Annotated in this window: 17 protein-coding genes; 10 read left to right on the top strand and 7 right to left on the bottom strand. The window is 70.0% G+C overall.

Annotation, left to right across the window (positions count from 1 at the left end):
• Positions 1-64: 64 nt before the first annotated feature.
• On the top strand, positions 65-646 hold the full coding sequence (locus G8A07_RS02805; RefSeq protein ID WP_195795613.1) for an NADH-quinone oxidoreductase subunit B family protein: 582 nt from the start codon (positions 65-67) through the stop codon (positions 644-646).
• On the opposite strand, the gene G8A07_RS02800 is transcribed toward G8A07_RS02805, so the two are convergent.
• Positions 633-1,502 (bottom strand): AraC family transcriptional regulator, encoded by an 870-nt coding sequence (locus G8A07_RS02800; protein WP_195795612.1) that lies wholly within the window; start codon positions 1,500-1,502, stop codon positions 633-635. The two genes, G8A07_RS02805 and G8A07_RS02800, sit on opposite strands and share 14 nt — an antisense overlap.
• 19 nt (positions 1,503-1,521) lie before the next feature.
• Complete coding sequence (gene gshA / locus G8A07_RS02795; RefSeq protein ID WP_195795611.1) at positions 1,522-2,817, bottom strand: glutamate--cysteine ligase; 1,296 nt, start codon at positions 2,815-2,817, stop codon at positions 1,522-1,524.
• Positions 2,818-2,929: 112 nt separating this feature from the next.
• Between gshA and G8A07_RS02790 the strand changes: the two genes are divergently transcribed.
• The 3 genes from G8A07_RS02790 to G8A07_RS02780 are packed head-to-tail and all read left to right on the top strand — an operon-like array spanning position 2,930 to position 5,064.
• On the top strand, positions 2,930-3,886 hold the full coding sequence (locus tag G8A07_RS02790; RefSeq protein WP_195795610.1) for a TraB/GumN family protein: 957 nt from the start codon (positions 2,930-2,932) through the stop codon (positions 3,884-3,886).
• A 43-nt stretch (positions 3,887-3,929) separates the two neighbouring features.
• Positions 3,930-4,304, top strand: coding sequence for a response regulator (locus tag G8A07_RS02785; RefSeq protein ID WP_195795609.1), 375 nt, complete (start codon positions 3,930-3,932; stop codon positions 4,302-4,304).
• A gap of 31 nt (positions 4,305-4,335) precedes the next feature.
• A complete protein-coding gene (locus G8A07_RS02780) occupies positions 4,336-5,064 on the top strand; it encodes an AAA family ATPase (protein WP_195795608.1) in 729 nt (242 codons plus the stop codon).
• Positions 5,065-5,329: 265 nt separating this feature from the next.
• On the opposite strand, the gene amt is transcribed toward G8A07_RS02780, so the two are convergent.
• Genes amt through G8A07_RS02765 form a run of 3 tightly spaced genes read right to left on the bottom strand, consistent with a single transcriptional unit; the run spans position 5,330 to position 8,019 of the window.
• Entirely contained in the window at positions 5,330-6,862 is a 1,533-nt protein-coding gene (gene amt / locus G8A07_RS02775) for an ammonium transporter (protein ID WP_195795607.1), read from the bottom strand.
• Positions 6,863-6,906: 44 nt separating this feature from the next.
• The gene (gene glnK, locus G8A07_RS02770) at positions 6,907-7,245 is read right to left on the bottom strand and encodes a P-II family nitrogen regulator (protein WP_195795606.1); all 339 of its coding nucleotides are present in this window, start codon (positions 7,243-7,245) and stop codon (positions 6,907-6,909) included.
• Positions 7,246-7,266: 21 nt separating this feature from the next.
• Positions 7,267-8,019: a TorF family putative porin gene (locus tag G8A07_RS02765; RefSeq protein WP_249937202.1), complete on the bottom strand. Its 753-nt coding sequence runs from the start codon at positions 8,017-8,019 to the stop codon at positions 7,267-7,269.
• A gap of 295 nt (positions 8,020-8,314) precedes the next feature.
• Between G8A07_RS02765 and G8A07_RS02760 the strand changes: the two genes are divergently transcribed.
• From G8A07_RS02760 to G8A07_RS02735, 6 genes are all read left to right on the top strand, one after another.
• Positions 8,315-9,832, top strand: coding sequence for a YifB family Mg chelatase-like AAA ATPase (locus G8A07_RS02760; protein ID WP_195795605.1), 1,518 nt, complete (start codon positions 8,315-8,317; stop codon positions 9,830-9,832).
• 100 nt (positions 9,833-9,932) lie between these two features.
• Entirely contained in the window at positions 9,933-10,937 is a 1,005-nt protein-coding gene (locus G8A07_RS02755) for a hypothetical protein (RefSeq protein WP_195795604.1), read from the top strand.
• Positions 10,915-11,589, top strand: coding sequence for an SH3 domain-containing protein (locus tag G8A07_RS02750; protein ID WP_195795603.1), 675 nt, complete (start codon positions 10,915-10,917; stop codon positions 11,587-11,589). Before G8A07_RS02755 ends, G8A07_RS02750 begins: the two co-directional genes overlap by 23 nt.
• 167 nt (positions 11,590-11,756) lie before the next feature.
• Positions 11,757-12,506 carry a 5-oxoprolinase subunit PxpB gene (gene pxpB / locus G8A07_RS02745; RefSeq protein ID WP_195795602.1) on the top strand — a complete coding sequence of 250 codons (750 nt, stop codon included), beginning with the start codon at positions 11,757-11,759 and terminating at the stop codon, positions 12,504-12,506.
• Positions 12,503-13,477 carry a biotin-dependent carboxyltransferase family protein gene (locus G8A07_RS02740; protein ID WP_195795601.1) on the top strand — a complete coding sequence of 325 codons (975 nt, stop codon included), beginning with the start codon at positions 12,503-12,505 and terminating at the stop codon, positions 13,475-13,477. The genes pxpB and G8A07_RS02740 overlap by 4 nt, the downstream gene beginning before the upstream one ends.
• On the top strand, positions 13,474-14,253 hold the full coding sequence (locus G8A07_RS02735; RefSeq protein ID WP_195795600.1) for a LamB/YcsF family protein: 780 nt from the start codon (positions 13,474-13,476) through the stop codon (positions 14,251-14,253). The genes G8A07_RS02740 and G8A07_RS02735 overlap by 4 nt, the downstream gene beginning before the upstream one ends.
• Positions 14,254-14,285: 32 nt before the next feature.
• On the opposite strand, the gene G8A07_RS02730 is transcribed toward G8A07_RS02735, so the two are convergent.
• Both G8A07_RS02730 and G8A07_RS02725 read right to left on the bottom strand, forming a co-directional pair.
• A complete protein-coding gene (locus G8A07_RS02730; RefSeq protein WP_195795599.1) occupies positions 14,286-14,708 on the bottom strand; it encodes a hypothetical protein in 423 nt (140 codons plus the stop codon).
• A gap of 168 nt (positions 14,709-14,876) precedes the next feature.
• The gene (locus G8A07_RS02725) at positions 14,877-15,512 is read right to left on the bottom strand and encodes a glycine zipper 2TM domain-containing protein (RefSeq protein ID WP_195795598.1); all 636 of its coding nucleotides are present in this window, start codon (positions 15,510-15,512) and stop codon (positions 14,877-14,879) included.
• Between the last annotated feature and the right edge of the window lie 53 nt (positions 15,513-15,565).

Raw genomic sequence — 15,565 nt, 5'->3', positions numbered from 1 at the left:
GAGGACAAGGCCCGATGTCGGAATCTTCCAAGACGCCCCGCCGGCGCGGCGCTACGGTCGCGCCATGCGATACCTCACCGACGAACCACCGACACCGGCCCTGCCCGGCGCTCCCAATGGCTATGTCCTGACCACCGTCGAGGCCGCGGTCAATGCCGCGCGCACCGGCAGCATGTGGTACCTGACCTTCGGCCTGGCCTGCTGCGCGGTCGAGATGATGCACACCGCGATGGCGCGCTACGACTTCGAGCGCTTCGGCATGATGCCGCGCGCCAGCCCGCGCCAGGCGGATCTGATGATCGTGGCCGGCACGGTCACCAACAAGATGGCGCCGGCCCTGCGCAATATCTACGATCACATGGCCGAGCCGCGCTATGTGATCTCGATGGGTTCCTGCGCCAATGGCGGCGGCTACTACCACTATGCCTACTCGGTGCTGCGCGGCGTGGACCGGATCCTGCCGGTCGATGTCTATGTGCCGGGCTGCCCGCCGACGCCCGAAGCCCTGCTCTACGGCGTGCTGCAACTGCACCGCAAGATCCGCGAGGGCCAAGGTGCGCCCGCTTCCGCCCGCGTCATCGACCGCGACGCCGCCCCGCGCCGGGCCGCGACCTCCCTGCTGCCACGCTGGCTCAGGCGCCGTTGACCAGTCCGGCCGCCGCGCCGCGCGCATGGCCGGCGCCGATCTCCAGTGGCCAGAACTCGGCGTCGGTCTCGGCCGCCAGGGCCAGCCGGCCCGGCGTCGCGCCGGCCAGCAGCCGGCAGTCGCGCGCCAGATGGGCCTGGTCGTAATAGCCATGGCGCAGCGCCAGCTCGGCCCCGCCCTGCCGGTGCAGCAGCGCATCGAGCAGGGCGCCCTCCAGCCGCGTGATGCGCTGGAACAGCCGCGGCGCCAGGCCGAACTGCTGCGTGAACACCCGCTCGAACTGGCGCTCGCCCAGGCCGGCGGCGCGCGCCGCCTCGGGCAGCGGCGCATGGCCGGCCAGGGTCCGGCGCAGCCCCTGCAGCCGCCGCGTCAGGTCGACCACGCGCGGCTCGCCAAGCAAACGCCGGCGCAGGAAGGCGAACAGCTGCGCCAGCCGCGCCCGGTCGTCGCGCGCCTCCTGCAGCGCCCGCTCGCAGGCCAGCCAGTCCGGGCCGAGCAGCGCCTCGGCCGGCAGATGCCGGTCGGTCAGCAGCCGCGGCGAGGCCTCGCCGTGCAGCAGCGCGGCCAACGCCCAGGGATGCAACAGCACGCCCACGCAATGCAGCCGGCCCTCGAAGCAGGACAGCAGCGGGCCGCTGGCGGGGCCACTCAAGGTCGCGCGCGGCAACGCGGCCGATGCGGCATCCGGCCCAAGCATGCGCAGGCGGCCCTCGACCACATAGGTCAGCATGCCGCCGGCCAGGGCCGGGAAGCGATTGACGCGGGTCTCGCCCGGCGGCGCCTCCAGCCGCACCGCCGTCGCCTGCGCCACCCAGGGCCGCAGCTCGGGCGGCACGGGTGCCAGCAAGGGCGTCATGGCGGCCGGCGGTGCGGCTTTACGCGTAGACCTCGGCTTCCGGGTCGGTCACCTCCAGCTCATAGCTGGCCGCCAGCATCGCCAGGCGGGCGATCACGCCGTACATGTAGAAGCGGTTCGGTGCGCTGGCGCCGGGCTTGACGCCCGGGCGCGGCAGCTGCGAGGACTCGGCGAAGGCCAGCGGCACGAAGCTGGAGCCCGGCGCGTTCAGGTTCTCGTCGATGCCGCGCTCGGCATGCACGCGGTAGAAGCCGCCGACCACATAGCGGTCCATCATGTAGACCACCGGCTCGGCCACCGCGTCGTTGACGCGCTCGTAGGTCGGCACGCCTTCCTGGATGATGACCTCGCTGATCGGCTGGCCGTCCTTGCTGACGCTCATCTTGTTGCGCGTCTTGCGGTTCAGGTCCGCCAGGTCCTTGGCATCGCGCACCGTCATGATGCCCATGCCGTAGGTGCCGGCATCGGCCTTGACGATCACGAAGGGCTTCTCGTTGATGCCGTATTCCTTGTACTTGCGGCGCACCTTGGTCAGGAGCGCATCGGCCTGGGTCTGCAGCGCCTCCAGGCCCTGGCCCTCGCCGAAGTCCAGCTCGCCGACCGTCGCGTACATCGGGTTGATCAGCCAGGGGTCCATGCCCAGCAGCTTGGCGAACTTCTTCGCCACTTCCTCATAGGCGCGGAAATGGTTGTGCTTGCGCCGCACCGCCCAGCCGGCATGCAGCGGCGGCAGCAGGTACTGCTCGTGCAGGCCCTCCAGCACGCTCGGGACGCCGGCCGACAGGTCGTTGTTCAGCAGGATGGTGCAGGGGTCGAAGTCCTTCAGCCCCAGGCGGCCGCGGGTGCGCAGCAGCGGTTCGACGGTCAGGCTGCTGCCGTCGGCCAGCGCCAGCGGGGTCGGCTCGCTGATCGCCGGGTCCAGCGTGCCCAGGCGCACGTTCAGCCCGGCCTGGGTGAAGATGCGCACCAGGGTGGCGACATTGGCCAGGTAGAAGGTGTTGCGGGTATGGCCCTCGGGCACCAGCAGCAGGTTCTTGGCCTCGGGGCAGATCTTCTCGATCGCCGCCATCGCCGCCTGCACCGCCAGCGGCAGCATCTCGGGGTTCAGGTTGTTGAAGCCGCCGGGGAACAGATTGGTGTCCACCGGCGCCAGCTTGAAGCCGGCATTGCGCACGTCCACCGAGCTGTAGAAGGGCGGCGTGTGCTCCATCCATTCCAGCCGGAACCAGCGCTCGATCGCCGGCATCGATTCGAGGATGCGCTGCTCCAGCTCGTTGATGGGGCCGTTCAGCGCGGTGATGAGATGGGGGACCATGGGCTTGGGTAGCCCGCAGCGGGCTTGGTAGGCATGTGAGGATGATTCTAGGAGGCTATTCGTCTCTGAACTGGGGGCGAGGAGCACAAGCTCAAGGCCCTAAAGTCGGGGCATGAGCATCCTCGCCCGAAAACTCCTGACCGCCCTGCTGCTGCCGGCCTGCCTGGCCCTGAGCGCGCCGGCCCTGCGCGCCGCCCCCGCGGCCTGCCCGCCGGCCGCCGAGGCCCCCAGCGCCGAGGCCCTGCAGGCCGCGCAGGCGCGCGCCCAGGACCGCGGCCTGCTGTGGCGCATCAGCAAGGACGGCCGCAGCGCCTACCTCTACGGCAGCATCCATGTCGGCAAGCTGGACTGGGCCCTGCCCGGCCCCAAGCTGGCCGCCGCGCTGCAGGACAGCGACATGATCGCACTGGAGCTGGACCCGGCCGACCCGGCGATCCAGCAGCGCATGGCCGCCGGCATGGCGCGCCGCCATGTCGCGCCGGACGAATCCCTGCGCCGCCGCCTGGCGCGCCACGAGGCCGAGGCCTGCCTGCCCAAGGGCGCGCTGGCCGGCCAGCATCCGCTGATGCAGGCCTTCATGCTGACCCTGCTGGCCGCGCGCTGGGAGGGGCTGGAGCTGGCCTATGCCCAGGAGCAGGTGCTCAGCGGCATGGCGCGCACCCTGCAGCGCCAGGTGGTCTCGCTGGAGACGGTGGAACTGCAGCTGGGCGCGCTGCTGCCGAAGAATCGGCGCCAGGCGCTGAAGATGACCGGCGAGCTGCTGGACCTGCTGGAGGAGGGCAAGGCACGCAGCGTGCTGCGCCGCATGGCCGAGGCCTGGGAGAGCAGCGACCTGCAGGCGCTGGAGGATTACGAGCAATGGTGCGAATGCGCGCAGAGCGCCGCGGACCGCGCCCAGCTCAAGCGCCTGAACGACGACCGCAACCCCTACCTGGCCGAGCGCATCGATGCCCTGGTGCGGGCCGGCCACCAGCCGCTCGCAGCGGTCGGTGCGCTGCACATGACCGGTCCCAAGGCCCTGCCGCGCCTGCTGGAACGGCGTGGTTTCAAGGTCGAAAGGCTGCAATAAGTCGCATGTCACCGACACGAACTGGCCCTAATATCGCGCCATCATGCAAGCGCGCATCCTGATCGTCGAAGATCTGGCCGACACCCGGCGGCTGATCCGCTGGGCCCTGGAGGAGGCCGGCCACCGGCTGCACGAGGCGGCCAGCGGCGCGCTGGCGCTGCAGATCGCGCAGGCCCTGCGGCCCGACCTGATGCTGGTCGACGTCGTGATGCCCGGCGAGATCGGCGGCCTGGAGCTCTGTGCCCAGGTCAGGCAAGACCCGACCCTCGCCGACACCAAGCTGATCGTGCTGAGCGCCAGCGCCGCGCCGCACGAGCGCCAGCGCGCGCTCGCCGCCGGCGCCAACGCCTTCCTGGCCAAGCCCTTCAGCCCGGTGCGCCTGGCCGAGCTGATCGATGAGGTGCTGGCCGCCGACTGAGCCGCCGGGAGCCCGCCGCTGTCTTCGTTCGATGCCAATCAGTCGCAAGCCCTATCTGCTGCGCGCCGAGTTTCTGCCCGATGCGGCCCCGGACTTCGACGCCTACCCCTTCAACATCCCGGCGGTGCGCGATCTGGCCCAGATCGACTTCCATGCCGACGTGACCTTCTTCGTCGGCGAGAACGGCGCCGGCAAGTCCACCGTGCTGGAGGCGCTGGCGGTGGCGCTGGGCCACAACCCGGAGGGCGGCTCGCGCCACGCGCGCTTCCAGACCGCCGATGCGCCGGTCTCGCCGCTGCACGAGGCGCTGCGCCTGGTGCGCAGCGCCTTCCGGCCGCGCGAGGAATACTTCCTGCGCGCCGAGAGCTTCTTCAACGTCGCGACCTATCTGGACCAGATCGGCAGCCCCAACCCCTCGCTGCATGCCTGCTCGCATGGCGAGGCCTTCATGGCCGTGCTGTTCGAGCGGCTGCGCGGCCAGGGCCTGTACCTGCTGGACGAGCCCGAGGCCGCGCTCTCGCCGCAGCGCCAGCTGACCGCGCTGCGCGCGATCGATGCGCTGGTGCGGCAGAGCTCGCAGTTCATCATCGCCACCCACTCGCCGCTGCTGCTGGCCTATCCGCGCGCCCGCATCCTGCAGTTCGACGGCGCCGGCATCACCGAGCTGCGCTACGAGGACACCGAGCATTACGCGATCACGCGCGACTTCCTGAACCACTATCCGAAGCGGCTGGAGCAGCTGCTCAAGGATGAGGACTGACGAGGCGCCGGTGAGCACCATCTCCACGCTTGTGCTGCTGCCGGCGCACTGTTGTCACGCTTCCTTCGTGCCTACCTGACTCGCTGCTGGGTCGGGTCTTGATGGGAAGTCACCACGCCCCGGAGCTGCCGGCCGAGCTCGACACAGCGATGGCCAAAGCCGCATCCAGATAGCACCGCGCCCTTCTTCTTCGCGCCAAAGAAAAAGCCGCCCGAAGGCGGCCGTCCGAGAATCCCGCCGAACCCGAAGGTCCGGCGGCGACACATCACTTGTGATACGCCGTCTCGCCGTGCGAGGTGATGTCCAGGCCCTCGCGCTCGGCTTCCTCCGAGACGCGCAGGCCGATCACCAGGTCGACGATCTTGTAGGCGATCAGCGAGACCACGCCGGACCAGACGATGGTCAGCAGCACGCCCTTCAGCTGGGCCCAGACCTGGGTCGCGATCGAGTAGGCATCCGCGGTGACCATGCCGACGGTGACCCAATCGCCGACGGCGCTGGGGCCGCCGAGGTTGGGCGAATTGAACACGCCGGTCAGCAGCGCGCCGACGATGCCGCCGACGCCATGCACGCCGAACACGTCCAGCGAATCGTCCGCGCCCAGCAGCTTCTTCAGGCCCGACACGCCCCACAGGCAGGCGAAGCCGGCGATGAAGCCGATGATCAGGCCGCCGCCGATGCCGACATTGCCGGCCGCGGGAGTGATGGCCACCAGGCCGGCGACGGCGCCCGAGGCGGCGCCCAGCATCGAGGCCTTGCCCTTCAGCAACGCCTCGCCGATGCACCAGGCCAGCACGGCGGCGGCGGTGGCGGCCAGGGTGTTGGCGAAGGCCAGCGCGGCGAAGCCGTTGGCCTCCAGCGCGGAGCCGGCGTTGAAGCCGAACCAGCCCACCCACAGCAGCGAGGCGCCGACCATGGTCAGGGTCAGGCTGTGCGGGGTGAAGGCTTCCTTGCCGTAGCCGATGCGCTTGCCGATCATGTAGGCGCCGACCAGGCCGGCGACGGCGGCGTTGATGTGCACCACGGTGCCGCCGGCGAAGTCCAGCGCGCCCCATTGCCAGATCAGGCCGGCCTTGGATGTCATCTCGTCGGCCACGGCGGCGGAGCTGTAGGCGTCCGGGCCCATCCAGAACCAGACCATATGGGCCATCGGGATGTAGCTGAAGGTGAACCAGATCGCCAGGAACAGCAGCACCGCGCCGAACTTGATGCGCTCGGCGAAGGCGCCGACGATCAGGCAGGCGGTGATGCCGGCAAACGTCGCCTGGAAGGCGGCGAACACGATCTCGGGGATGTAGACGCCCTTGCTGAAGGTGGCCGCGTTGGCGAAGGTGCCGGCGGCGTTGTCCCAGATGCCCTTCAGCAGCACGCGGTCGAAGCCGCCGATGAACTTGTTGCCCTCGGTGAAGGCCAGGCTGTAGCCGTACAGCACCCACAGCACGACGATCATCGAGAAAGCGACCATCACCTGCATCAGCACCGACAGCATGTTCTTGCTGCGCACCAGGCCGCCGTAGAACAGGGCCAGGCCGGGCACCGTCATCATGATCACCAGCAGGGTGGAGACCATCATCCAGGCGGTGTCGCCCTTGTTGGGGACCGGGGCGGGCGCTGCGGCGGCGGCCGAAGCGGCCTCCGCCGCGGGAGCAGCGGCTGCGGTCACTGCATCGGAGGCGGCAGACACCACGGCCGAGGCGGCCTCGGCCACAGCCGGCGCGGAGGCCGCGGCGTCTTGGGCCCAGGCCGGGGCGCAGGCCGCCGCGGCCAGCGCCAGGCAGGCGAGTAGTTGTTTGATCATGATGAAGATATCTCCGGATGGGTCGGTCTTGTATTTGTGCTCTCTCAGAGCGCGTCCTGGCCGGTCTCGCCGGTGCGGATGCGCACCACCTGGTCCAGCGGCGACACGAAGATCTTGCCGTCGCCGATCTTGCCGGTGCGTGCCGAGCTCTCGATCGCCTCGATCACCTGCTCGACCACGTCGTCGGCCACGGCGGCCTCGATCTTGACCTTGGGCAGGAAGTCCACCACGTACTCGGCGCCGCGGTACAGCTCGGTGTGGCCTTTCTGGCGGCCGAAGCCCTTGACCTCGGTGACGGTCAGCCCCTGCACGCCGATGGCGCTCAGGGCCTCCCGCACTTCGTCAAGCTTGAAGGGCTTGATGACGGCGGTGATCAGTTTCATGGCTCTCTCTCCTCACGGGATTCAGAAGTTGTACTTAAGCGCGACGACCACGCCGCTCTTGCCCAGGAACTTGCTGCTGTTGGCGTTGGCGCCCGGCACGTAGAAGTTCTTGTCGGCATTGGTGCCGACCAGGGTGATGCTGGGCACCAGGCCGCTGAAGTCCTTGGACAGGCTCAGCGAGTAGTCGGTGTAGGAAGCGTCCTTGCCCACCGGGCCCTTGATCTTCTGGTGGCCGACATGGGGGGCCAGCATCCAGCCATCGCCGACATCGAAGCTGGCCGCGAGGTCCAGGTAGCCGCTGTTCTTGCTGTCCGGGTTGCCGAAGGTGTCGGTCACCGCATGCGAATACTTGGCCGTCACCGGCCCGTAGCTCAGCGCCGCGTAGAGCTCGGTGGTGTTGGCGCTGGTGGGGCTCAGCTTGTTGCTGGGGTAGACATAGCTCAGCAGGCCCAGGTCCAGGGTCAGGCCCTCGGCGACCTGGGTCTTGAAGCCGCCGTACAGGTCGACCTCGACATCGGCGTCGCCGCCCGGGATGTCCTTGATCCACTTGATGGTCGAGCCCCAGACGCCCAGGTAGAAGCCGCTGGCATGCGCATAGTCCAGGCCGCCCTGCAGCGCGGGCTTGAAGCGCGACTGCGAGATGCCGCGGTAGCGGTAGTCCGAGGTCAGGCTGACATTGAAGGTCAGGGGGCTGGCTTCCTGGGCCTGGACCGGCAGCGCGGCACCCAGGCTCAGGGTGGCGGCACATGCGGCAAGCATCGGCTTCATCATCATCGCGGGACTCCTGGATTGGATTTTGGGGAGGAAGGGGCGAACGGATGGGTTACTCGGCAGCGTTCTTGCAGCTTCCGTGCCAGCCGCTCCTCGCCCAGGTGCAGACCCCGTGGCCCGCGTCGGGGCCCGTGCATCCCGCGAATGGCGCACCAGTTTGGATCAGCACCGTGCCGGCGCCAGCTTGGTGCACGCCCTGAATCCGTGCATCGCCGCGGGGCGCATGGATGGCCGCCGCTGCTGCACAATCGTCGCGAGACCGGCCCGCGCTCGCGGCCGGCCCTCGGGGGAGGTCGCCATGTCCCTGGCCGTGATACACAGCCGTGCGCTCGACGGGCTGGCCGCCGCGCCGGTCAGCGTCGAGGTGCATCTGGCCAATGGCCTGCCCAGCTTCACCCTGGTGGGGCTGGCCGAGACCGAGGTCAAGGAGGCGCGCGAGCGGGTGCGCGCAGCGCTGCAGAACAGCGGCCTCTCCTTCCCGCACAACAAACGCATCACGATCAGCCTGGCGCCGGCCGACCTGCCCAAGGAGGGCGGGCGCTTCGACCTGCCGATCGCGCTGGGCCTGCTGGCCGCCAGCGGTCAGATCGATGCCGAACGCCTGGCCGGGCTGGAATGCGCCGGCGAGCTGTCGCTGGCCGGCGAGCTGCGGCCGATCCGCGGCGCGCTGGCGATGGGCCTGGCGCTGCGCCAGACCGGCGGCGCCCGCCGCCTGGTGCTGCCGCTGGCCAGCGCCGCCGAGGCCGCGCTGGTGCGCGGCGTGCCGGTCTATGGCGCCGGCCATCTGCTGGACCTCGTCGCCGCGCTGGCGCCCGGCAGCGAGCAGGCGCTCACACCGGCGAGTCCGGAGGCAGCACCGGCGCCGCCGAACGCCGCGCTCGATCTGCGCGACATCAAGGGCCAGGCCGCGCCGAAGCGCGCGCTCGAGATCGCCGCCGCCGGCGAGCTGAGCCTCTTGCTGATGGGTCCGCCGGGCACCGGCAAGTCGATGCTGGCGCAGCGCCTGCCGGCCCTGCTGCCGCCGCTGAGCGAGGACGAGGCGCTGGAGTCCGCCGCGGTGCTGAGCCTGGCCGGCGAGTTCACGCCCGCCGCCTGGGGCCGGCGCGTCTTCCGGTCCCCGCACCACAGCGCCTCCAGCGTCGCCCTGGTCGGCGGTGGCTCGCCGCCGCGGCCGGGCGAGATCTCGCTGGCCCAGCATGGCGTTTTGTTCCTCGACGAGATCCCCGAGTACCCACGGGCCGCGCTGGAGGCCCTGCGCGAGCCGATGGAGAACGGCCGCATCCTGATCGCCCGTGCCGCGCGGCGGGTCGAGTTCCCGGCGCGCTTCCAGCTGATCGCGGCCATGAACCCATGTCCTTGCGGATTCTTAGGCCATCCGGGGCGCGAATGCCGCTGCACGCCGGACCAGGTCGCGCGCTACCAGGGCCGGCTCAGCGGCCCCTTCCTGGACCGGCTGGACCTGCTGGTCGAGGTGCCGGTGCTGCCGCCGCAGACCCTGGCCGCCGCGCCGGACGGCGAGCCCAGCGCCGCGGTGGCCGCAAGAGTCGCCAAGGCGCGCGGGCTGGCGCTGGCGCGGCAGGGCTGCAGCAATGCGCGGCTGCTGCCGGCCGCATTGGAACAACATGTCCGGGCCGAACCGGCCGCCAACACGCTGCTGCAGAAGACGGCCGCGCATCTGGGCTGGTCCGGACGCGGCTACCACCGGGTGCTGCGGATTGCGCGCACCATCGCCGATCTGGCCGACGTCCCCATGATCGCGGCCGAGCATATGGCGGAAGCGGTCCAACTGCGCCGGGGCTTGCAGCTGGGCGGTTGATCAACGCCGACCAGCAGCGTCGACGGACAACCGTCAGGCGTACCTCAACGCGCGCCCACATGACCTTCGGACGCCCGGAATCGCTGGCGACAAACCCAAAATGCCCGGCAAAGCCTGCACAGGATCAGCGAGCAAGCGCGGGGAGAAAATCATGGGGCATACGAATTCCTGGAACCCGGATCTGGAGGGATTGGCGGAGCGTTTCGCGCTCGGGGTGACTCGGGATCCCGCGGTCGCGCTGCAACAGTGGCATGCTGACTTGCACACCCTGCACTCCTCCTTGCGCGCGACCGCCCACCGGCTGGCAGACCAGCGTTTGAGCTGGCCTGCCCGGATCGCATTGAATACGGTGCCCGATGGCGCCCGACTGCTGCTGCAATGGTCGCTGGAGCGCCAGGGGCGGCCGGAGTTGCCAAGCTTGCCTTTCCTTTCCCCACGCTTGGCCTATGCCTACTGCGCCAGCCTTGTGCATCAACGGGCACAGCCGGCCGCCAGCGCAGCATTGCGCGAAGGTCGGCTGCTGGTACTCGGTCTGCGTCGCGACACGTCAACCCTGGAAAACAAGGGGCGCGGGGTCTACGACGATCACCTCGTGGTGCTGAATGGCTGGGGCCGCCGCGGCAGCGTACATTTCTTCCCTGCGACGACCGAGCCCAGCGCGCAGTATTCGCAGCGGGCCGCGAGCGCAGCCGGAGGCGGTCGCGTGGACGCTCGCTACCAGGATGTGCGGTTCAAGGAGAGCCATGGCGCCGACGTCGACCGCGATGGGGTGCTGGATGCGGGTCGCCTGCTGGCCGGCACATACTTCTTCACCGAAATGCCCAGGTTGTTCTTGGATGATCGCGCCTTCTGGGCCTCACAGGCTCAAACCGTCGAACGCGATACCAATGGGGATGGGCGCTTCACGCTGGCGGACTCACACCGTATCGACCGCAAGGGCGTCGGACGCACCATGTACATCCATCAAGGCGGGCCGATGAACCGTGCCACCATCAATACCTGGTCTGCAGGATGCCAGACCGTGCCAAAGAATCTGTATCCGACATTCCTGTCGGCTCTAGGACGAAGCCCGAGGTTCTTCTATGTACTCATCGACGCGCGCTGACCGGATGCTGCGGATCTGCGGCGGCGCCCTCCTGGCAGCAAGCTGCTTTGCAGCCCATGCCAATGAGCCGAGCGCCACATCGACCTCCTGCTCGATCGTGGCTTTCGTGGATGAGACAGATCCGGCCGGTCTGAATGTGCGTGCCGCGCCCAGTGCCAAGGCACGGGTTCTCGGGACCTTGCCTCCCGTTTGGGTCGACAAGGATTCAGGATCCCGGGTCCGGATCCGCGTCGAGGTCATGGAGGGTAGCAACGGCTGGTTTCGCATCCGCAATGCACGTGACGACGAAGATTTGACCGGGATAGCCGCGCGCCCGACCTTCGGCGGCGAAGGCTGGGTCAGCGGGCGCAAGCTGGTGGTGAAGTCGCAGGCCAGGCAGGGTCATGCGGACCCGGCGGAGGACTCGGCCGTGCTGCTACGGCTCAACGAGCAGCAGATCTTCGATGGCAGCCTGATGGTCCGCGCCAGTTCCCTGGTGGCCTGCCACGGGAGATGGGCGCAGCTGGAGTTCTCCGATCGCCGACTGCCAGAGCCGGACCTGAAGGCGCTGGACCTCGCTCCTGCTGCCAGGGCGGGCTTGCCGCGCGGACGGTTCCGACTCTGGGTCGACAAGATCTGCGGCTCTCAGGAAACCAGCTGCGACGGGCTCTGAGCCGGCGCCCTGTCGACACCCGAACGGCTTGCCTGGGGCGCAAGCCCCGCCTTCGTCGACCTGGCTGACAATGCGTCATCCGATCGCCAAGGCGGCGCGGCAACTGGACGACGACCATCGATGCCCCAAGAAGCGCAATCCCCGGCCCGCGTGCCGCTCGCCCGCCGATGACGGCGGCCTCCGCCACGCCCACGGCCACCGCCTGGCGCATCGATGCGGTCGGTGATCGCTGCCTGCTGGTCGGCCTGGGCACCGAAGTGGACCCGGCCACCAGTGCGCGGGTGCATGCGCTGGCGCAGCGGCTGCGCGAGCGGCCGATCGAGGGCGTGCGCGACATCGTGCCGGCCTTCACCACCCTGGCCCTGCATTACCGGCCCGAGCGCTTCGGCTTGACGCCCTTCGCCACCCTGCGCGAGCTGCTGCTGGAGCGCCTGGCCGAGCCGCTGGAGGCGCTGGCCGACAGCGGCCGGCTGATCGAGGTGCCGGTCTGCTACGGCAGCGCGGCGCAGCCGGACTTCGGCCCGGACCTGGACGAGGTGGCCGCGCGCTGCGGCCTGGCGCCGGCCGAGGTGATCGAGCGCCACCTGGCCTCGGCGCACCGCGTCTACATGCTGGGCTTCGCGCCCGGCTTTCCCTTCATCGGCGGGCTGGATCCGGCGCTGGCGATGCCGCGGCGCGCCAACCCGCGCACCCGCATCCCGCCGGGCTCGGTGGCGATCGCGCGCGAGCAGACCTGCATCTATCCGCTGGAGACCCCCGGCGGCTGGAACCTGATCGGGCGCACGCCGCTGCGCCTGTTCGATCCCGGCGCCGAGCCGCCCTGCCGGTTGGCGCCGGGCGATGCGATCCGCTTCGTCGCGATCGACGCCGACACCTACCGCGGCCTGCTGGCCGAGCAGGCGGGGCACGCGGCATGACGGCGGTGGTCCGGATCGAGGTGCTGAAGCCCGGCGCGCAGACGCAACTGCAGGACCTGGGGCGCTATGGCCACCAGGGCCTGGGCGTGCCGGTGGGCGGCGCGATGGATGAATGGTCGCACCGTGTCGCCAACCTGCTGGCGGGCAACCGCGACGAGGATGCCGCCACCCTGGAACTGGTGCTGACCGGCCCGAGCCTGCGCTTCGGCGCCGCCACCCGCATCGCGATCTATGGCGCCGACATGGCGCCGCGCCTGAACGGCCGGCCGCTGAAGCCGGACCGCGCGGTCGAGGTGCCGGCCGGCGCGCTGCTGGAGTTCGGCGCCTGCGTCGCCGGGCAGCGCGCCTATCTGGCGGTGCGCGGCGGCTTCGCGGCGGCGCCGCTGATGGGCAGCCGCAGCACCTATCTGCGCGGCGGCTTCGGCGGCTTCCAGGGCCGCGCGCTGCGCAAGGGCGATGTGCTGGAGGCCGCCGGCCAGGCACCCGCGCCAACCGCGACGGGCCCGCGCACGCATCCGCTGCTGCCCAGCAGCCTGGCGCGCCAGCCCGCCGGCGAGCCGGCCTGGCTGCGCGTGATGCCCGGCGAGCATTGGTCGCTGTTCGGCGCCGAGGCGCAGCAGCGACTGGGCCATGAGGCCTACCGCATCAGCCCCAAGTCCGACCGCATGGGCTTTCGCCTCGAGGGCGCACCGCTGCAGCGCCTGCAGCCCGGCGAGCTGATCTCGGAGGCGATGAGCTTCGGCACGATCCAGGTGCCGCCGGACGGCCAGCCCATCGTGCTGATGGCCGAGCGCCACGGCACCGGCGGCTACCCCAAGATCGCCCATGTGATCAGCGTCGACCTGCCGCGCCTGGCCCAGCTGGCGCCGCAGCAGGCCCTGCGCTTCGAGCTGGTGAGCCTGGAGGCGGCGCAGACTCTGTACCTGCAGCGCGAACAGGCGCTGGCCACCCTGAGGGACGCCCTGCCATGACGAACCGCGGCAACAAGACGCTGGACCTGAACTGCGACATGGGCGAGAGCTTCGGTGCCTACACGATGGGCAACGACCTCGCCATCCTCGACCAGGTCTCCTCGGCCAATATCGCCTGCGGCTTCCATGCCGGCGATCCGCCGACGATGCGCCGCATCGTCAATGCCGCGCTGGCCAAGGGCGTCGCGGTCGGCGCGCATCCGGGCCTGCCCGATCTGCAGGGCTTCGGCCGGCGCGAGATGAAGGTCTCCCCGGCCGAGGCCTATGCGCTGGTGCTCTACCAGGTCGGCGCGCTGGCCGGCTTCGTGCAGGCCGCCGGCGGCCGCCTCAACCATGTGAAGGCGCATGGCGCGCTCTACAACATGGCGGCGCGGGACCGCGCGCTGTCGGACGCGATCGCGCAGGCGGTGCGCGATTTCGATCCAGGGCTGGTCTATTTCGGTCTGGCCGGCAGCGTGATGATCGAGGCCGCCCAGGCCCTCGGCCTGCGCTGCGCCCATGAGGTGTTCGCCGACCGCAGCTACCAGGACGATGGCCGCCTGACGGCGCGCGGCACGCCGGGCGCGATGATCGAGGACGAGGACCGCTCGCTGGCCCAGGTGCGGCAGATGCTGCACGAAGGCCGGGTCACCGCGCTGAGCGGTGCCACGGTGCCGGTGCGGGCCGACACCTTATGTCTGCACGGCGATCAGCCCGGCGCGCTGGCCTTCGCGCAGCGCATCCGGGCCGAGCTGGGTGCCGATGGCGTGGCTCTGCACGCGCCGGCGCGCGGCTGAACGGTCTCGAGGAAGTTACCGACTGTGCCTGCTCAAGCCGCGAGGTTCGACATCTTCACGATGTACCAGATGGCGGCGGAGGTGAACACCGTCGACACCGTCGCGACCAAGAAGGCATGCAGAAAGGTCAATCCCAGCGCGAGCCTGAAACCCAGCACGTAGGCGCCATGCTGCAGCGCCAGCAGCAGCAGGCCACTGCCGCCATTGATCAGCTCGCGCGGCGCGCCCTTCATGAAGCTCATGACCGTGAAGGCGGCGATCGCTCCGAAGAAGACGGACAGCACGATGGCCTTGAACGATTCGGTCAAGGTCACGCCCGCATTCGAGACCGCCGATGTCGTGGCCTGCACGAACAGGGTGGCCAGCAGGATGGCCCCGCAAAAGATCAACGCCCCCTTGAGCGGCGCGATCACGAACACAGCCAAGAAGAAGAGTGCGGTAAGCAGGGGGGCCATTACGCAGTGTCGGAAGGTTGCAGCGGGGCCTGATTGTGGCGGCCCGCGCAACCATCCAGTGGCCGGATGACGCCCCTCTCATGGGGGAGGTCCGATGCGGCTTGACAGCTGCGGAAGCTGGCTCTGACGCCGGCCGAGCGGATCACTCCGCGCGGCCGTGCCGCGCCCTCAGTCGCGGTGGCGCAGCAGGCCGTCGCGCACGACGACCACATCGCCGGCGCGGACCTGCGGGTCCTGGCGCTGTTCGTGGCGGCGCGTCGCGCCGTCGCGGTCGGCCAGGCGCACGACCCAGACGCGGTAGCTCTTGTGGCGCTTCTCGATCTCGTTGCCGGCATAGCCGCCGGCCACCGCGCCGCCGACGGTGGCGATCTTCTTGCCGCTGCCGCCGCCGACCTGGTTGCCCAGCAGGCCGCCGATCACCGCGCCGCCGATTGCGCCCAGGCCGCTGCCCTCGCCCTGGCGCTCCTCGGATTGCACCGAGACGACGCGCGAGCATTCATCGCACAGGCGCGGCGCCGGCGCGGCCGTGCTGGCCACCGGTTGTTGCTGCTGTTGATGCTGCTGCTGTTTCGCGGGGGCGGGCTTGCTGTGACTGCTGCTGACCGGCCGCGGGGCCGGTTCGGCCGCGGGTTCGGTGGCGTTGGCCGCCAGCTTGCTGCCGACGGCAGCGGGCTGTTCTTCCTTGACCGGCTCGGCCGGGGCCGTGCTCTGCGAGGAGCGGCCCAGCGCAAAGGCACCGCCCAGCAGCACCGCGGCGATAGCGGTGGCGGCAATGGTCTGGCTGGCGTTGAGGGGCATCTTCATGTTCTTGACTCCGATAGCAAGGATGCCATTGCAACGCGCGCGGCCCGCCGGAC

The organism is Roseateles sp. DAIF2 (assembly GCF_015624425.1).
Lineage (GTDB): Bacteria > Pseudomonadota > Gammaproteobacteria > Burkholderiales > Burkholderiaceae_C > Kinneretia.
The sequence above is the reverse complement of the archived record's forward strand: the minus strand, read 5'-3'. Positions and strand labels throughout refer to the sequence as shown.

Excerpts from the sequence above, each read along its gene's own strand:
- G8A07_RS02805 (WP_195795613.1), top strand. The coding sequence starts at position 65 with ATGCGATACCTCACCGACGAACCACCGACACCGGCCCTGCCCGGCGCT.
- G8A07_RS02800 (WP_195795612.1), bottom strand. The coding sequence starts at position 1,502 with ATGACGCCCTTGCTGGCACCCGTGCCGCCCGAGCTGCGGCCCTGGGTG.
- gshA (WP_195795611.1), bottom strand. The coding sequence starts at position 2,817 with ATGGTCCCCCATCTCATCACCGCGCTGAACGGCCCCATCAACGAGCTG.
- G8A07_RS02790 (WP_195795610.1), top strand. The coding sequence starts at position 2,930 with ATGAGCATCCTCGCCCGAAAACTCCTGACCGCCCTGCTGCTGCCGGCC.
- G8A07_RS02785 (WP_195795609.1), top strand. The coding sequence starts at position 3,930 with ATGCAAGCGCGCATCCTGATCGTCGAAGATCTGGCCGACACCCGGCGG.
- G8A07_RS02780 (WP_195795608.1), top strand. The coding sequence starts at position 4,336 with ATGCCAATCAGTCGCAAGCCCTATCTGCTGCGCGCCGAGTTTCTGCCC.
- amt (WP_195795607.1), bottom strand. The coding sequence starts at position 6,862 with ATGATCAAACAACTACTCGCCTGCCTGGCGCTGGCCGCGGCGGCCTGC.
- glnK (WP_195795606.1), bottom strand. The coding sequence starts at position 7,245 with ATGAAACTGATCACCGCCGTCATCAAGCCCTTCAAGCTTGACGAAGTG.
- G8A07_RS02765 (WP_249937202.1), bottom strand. The coding sequence starts at position 8,019 with ATGATGATGAAGCCGATGCTTGCCGCATGTGCCGCCACCCTGAGCCTG.
- G8A07_RS02760 (WP_195795605.1), top strand. The coding sequence starts at position 8,315 with ATGTCCCTGGCCGTGATACACAGCCGTGCGCTCGACGGGCTGGCCGCC.
- G8A07_RS02755 (WP_195795604.1), top strand. The coding sequence starts at position 9,933 with ATGCCCGGCAAAGCCTGCACAGGATCAGCGAGCAAGCGCGGGGAGAAA.
- G8A07_RS02750 (WP_195795603.1), top strand. The coding sequence starts at position 10,915 with ATGTACTCATCGACGCGCGCTGACCGGATGCTGCGGATCTGCGGCGGC.
- pxpB (WP_195795602.1), top strand. The coding sequence starts at position 11,757 with ATGACGGCGGCCTCCGCCACGCCCACGGCCACCGCCTGGCGCATCGAT.
- G8A07_RS02740 (WP_195795601.1), top strand. The coding sequence starts at position 12,503 with ATGACGGCGGTGGTCCGGATCGAGGTGCTGAAGCCCGGCGCGCAGACG.
- G8A07_RS02735 (WP_195795600.1), top strand. The coding sequence starts at position 13,474 with ATGACGAACCGCGGCAACAAGACGCTGGACCTGAACTGCGACATGGGC.
- G8A07_RS02730 (WP_195795599.1), bottom strand. The coding sequence starts at position 14,708 with ATGGCCCCCCTGCTTACCGCACTCTTCTTCTTGGCTGTGTTCGTGATC.
- G8A07_RS02725 (WP_195795598.1), bottom strand. The coding sequence starts at position 15,512 with ATGAAGATGCCCCTCAACGCCAGCCAGACCATTGCCGCCACCGCTATC.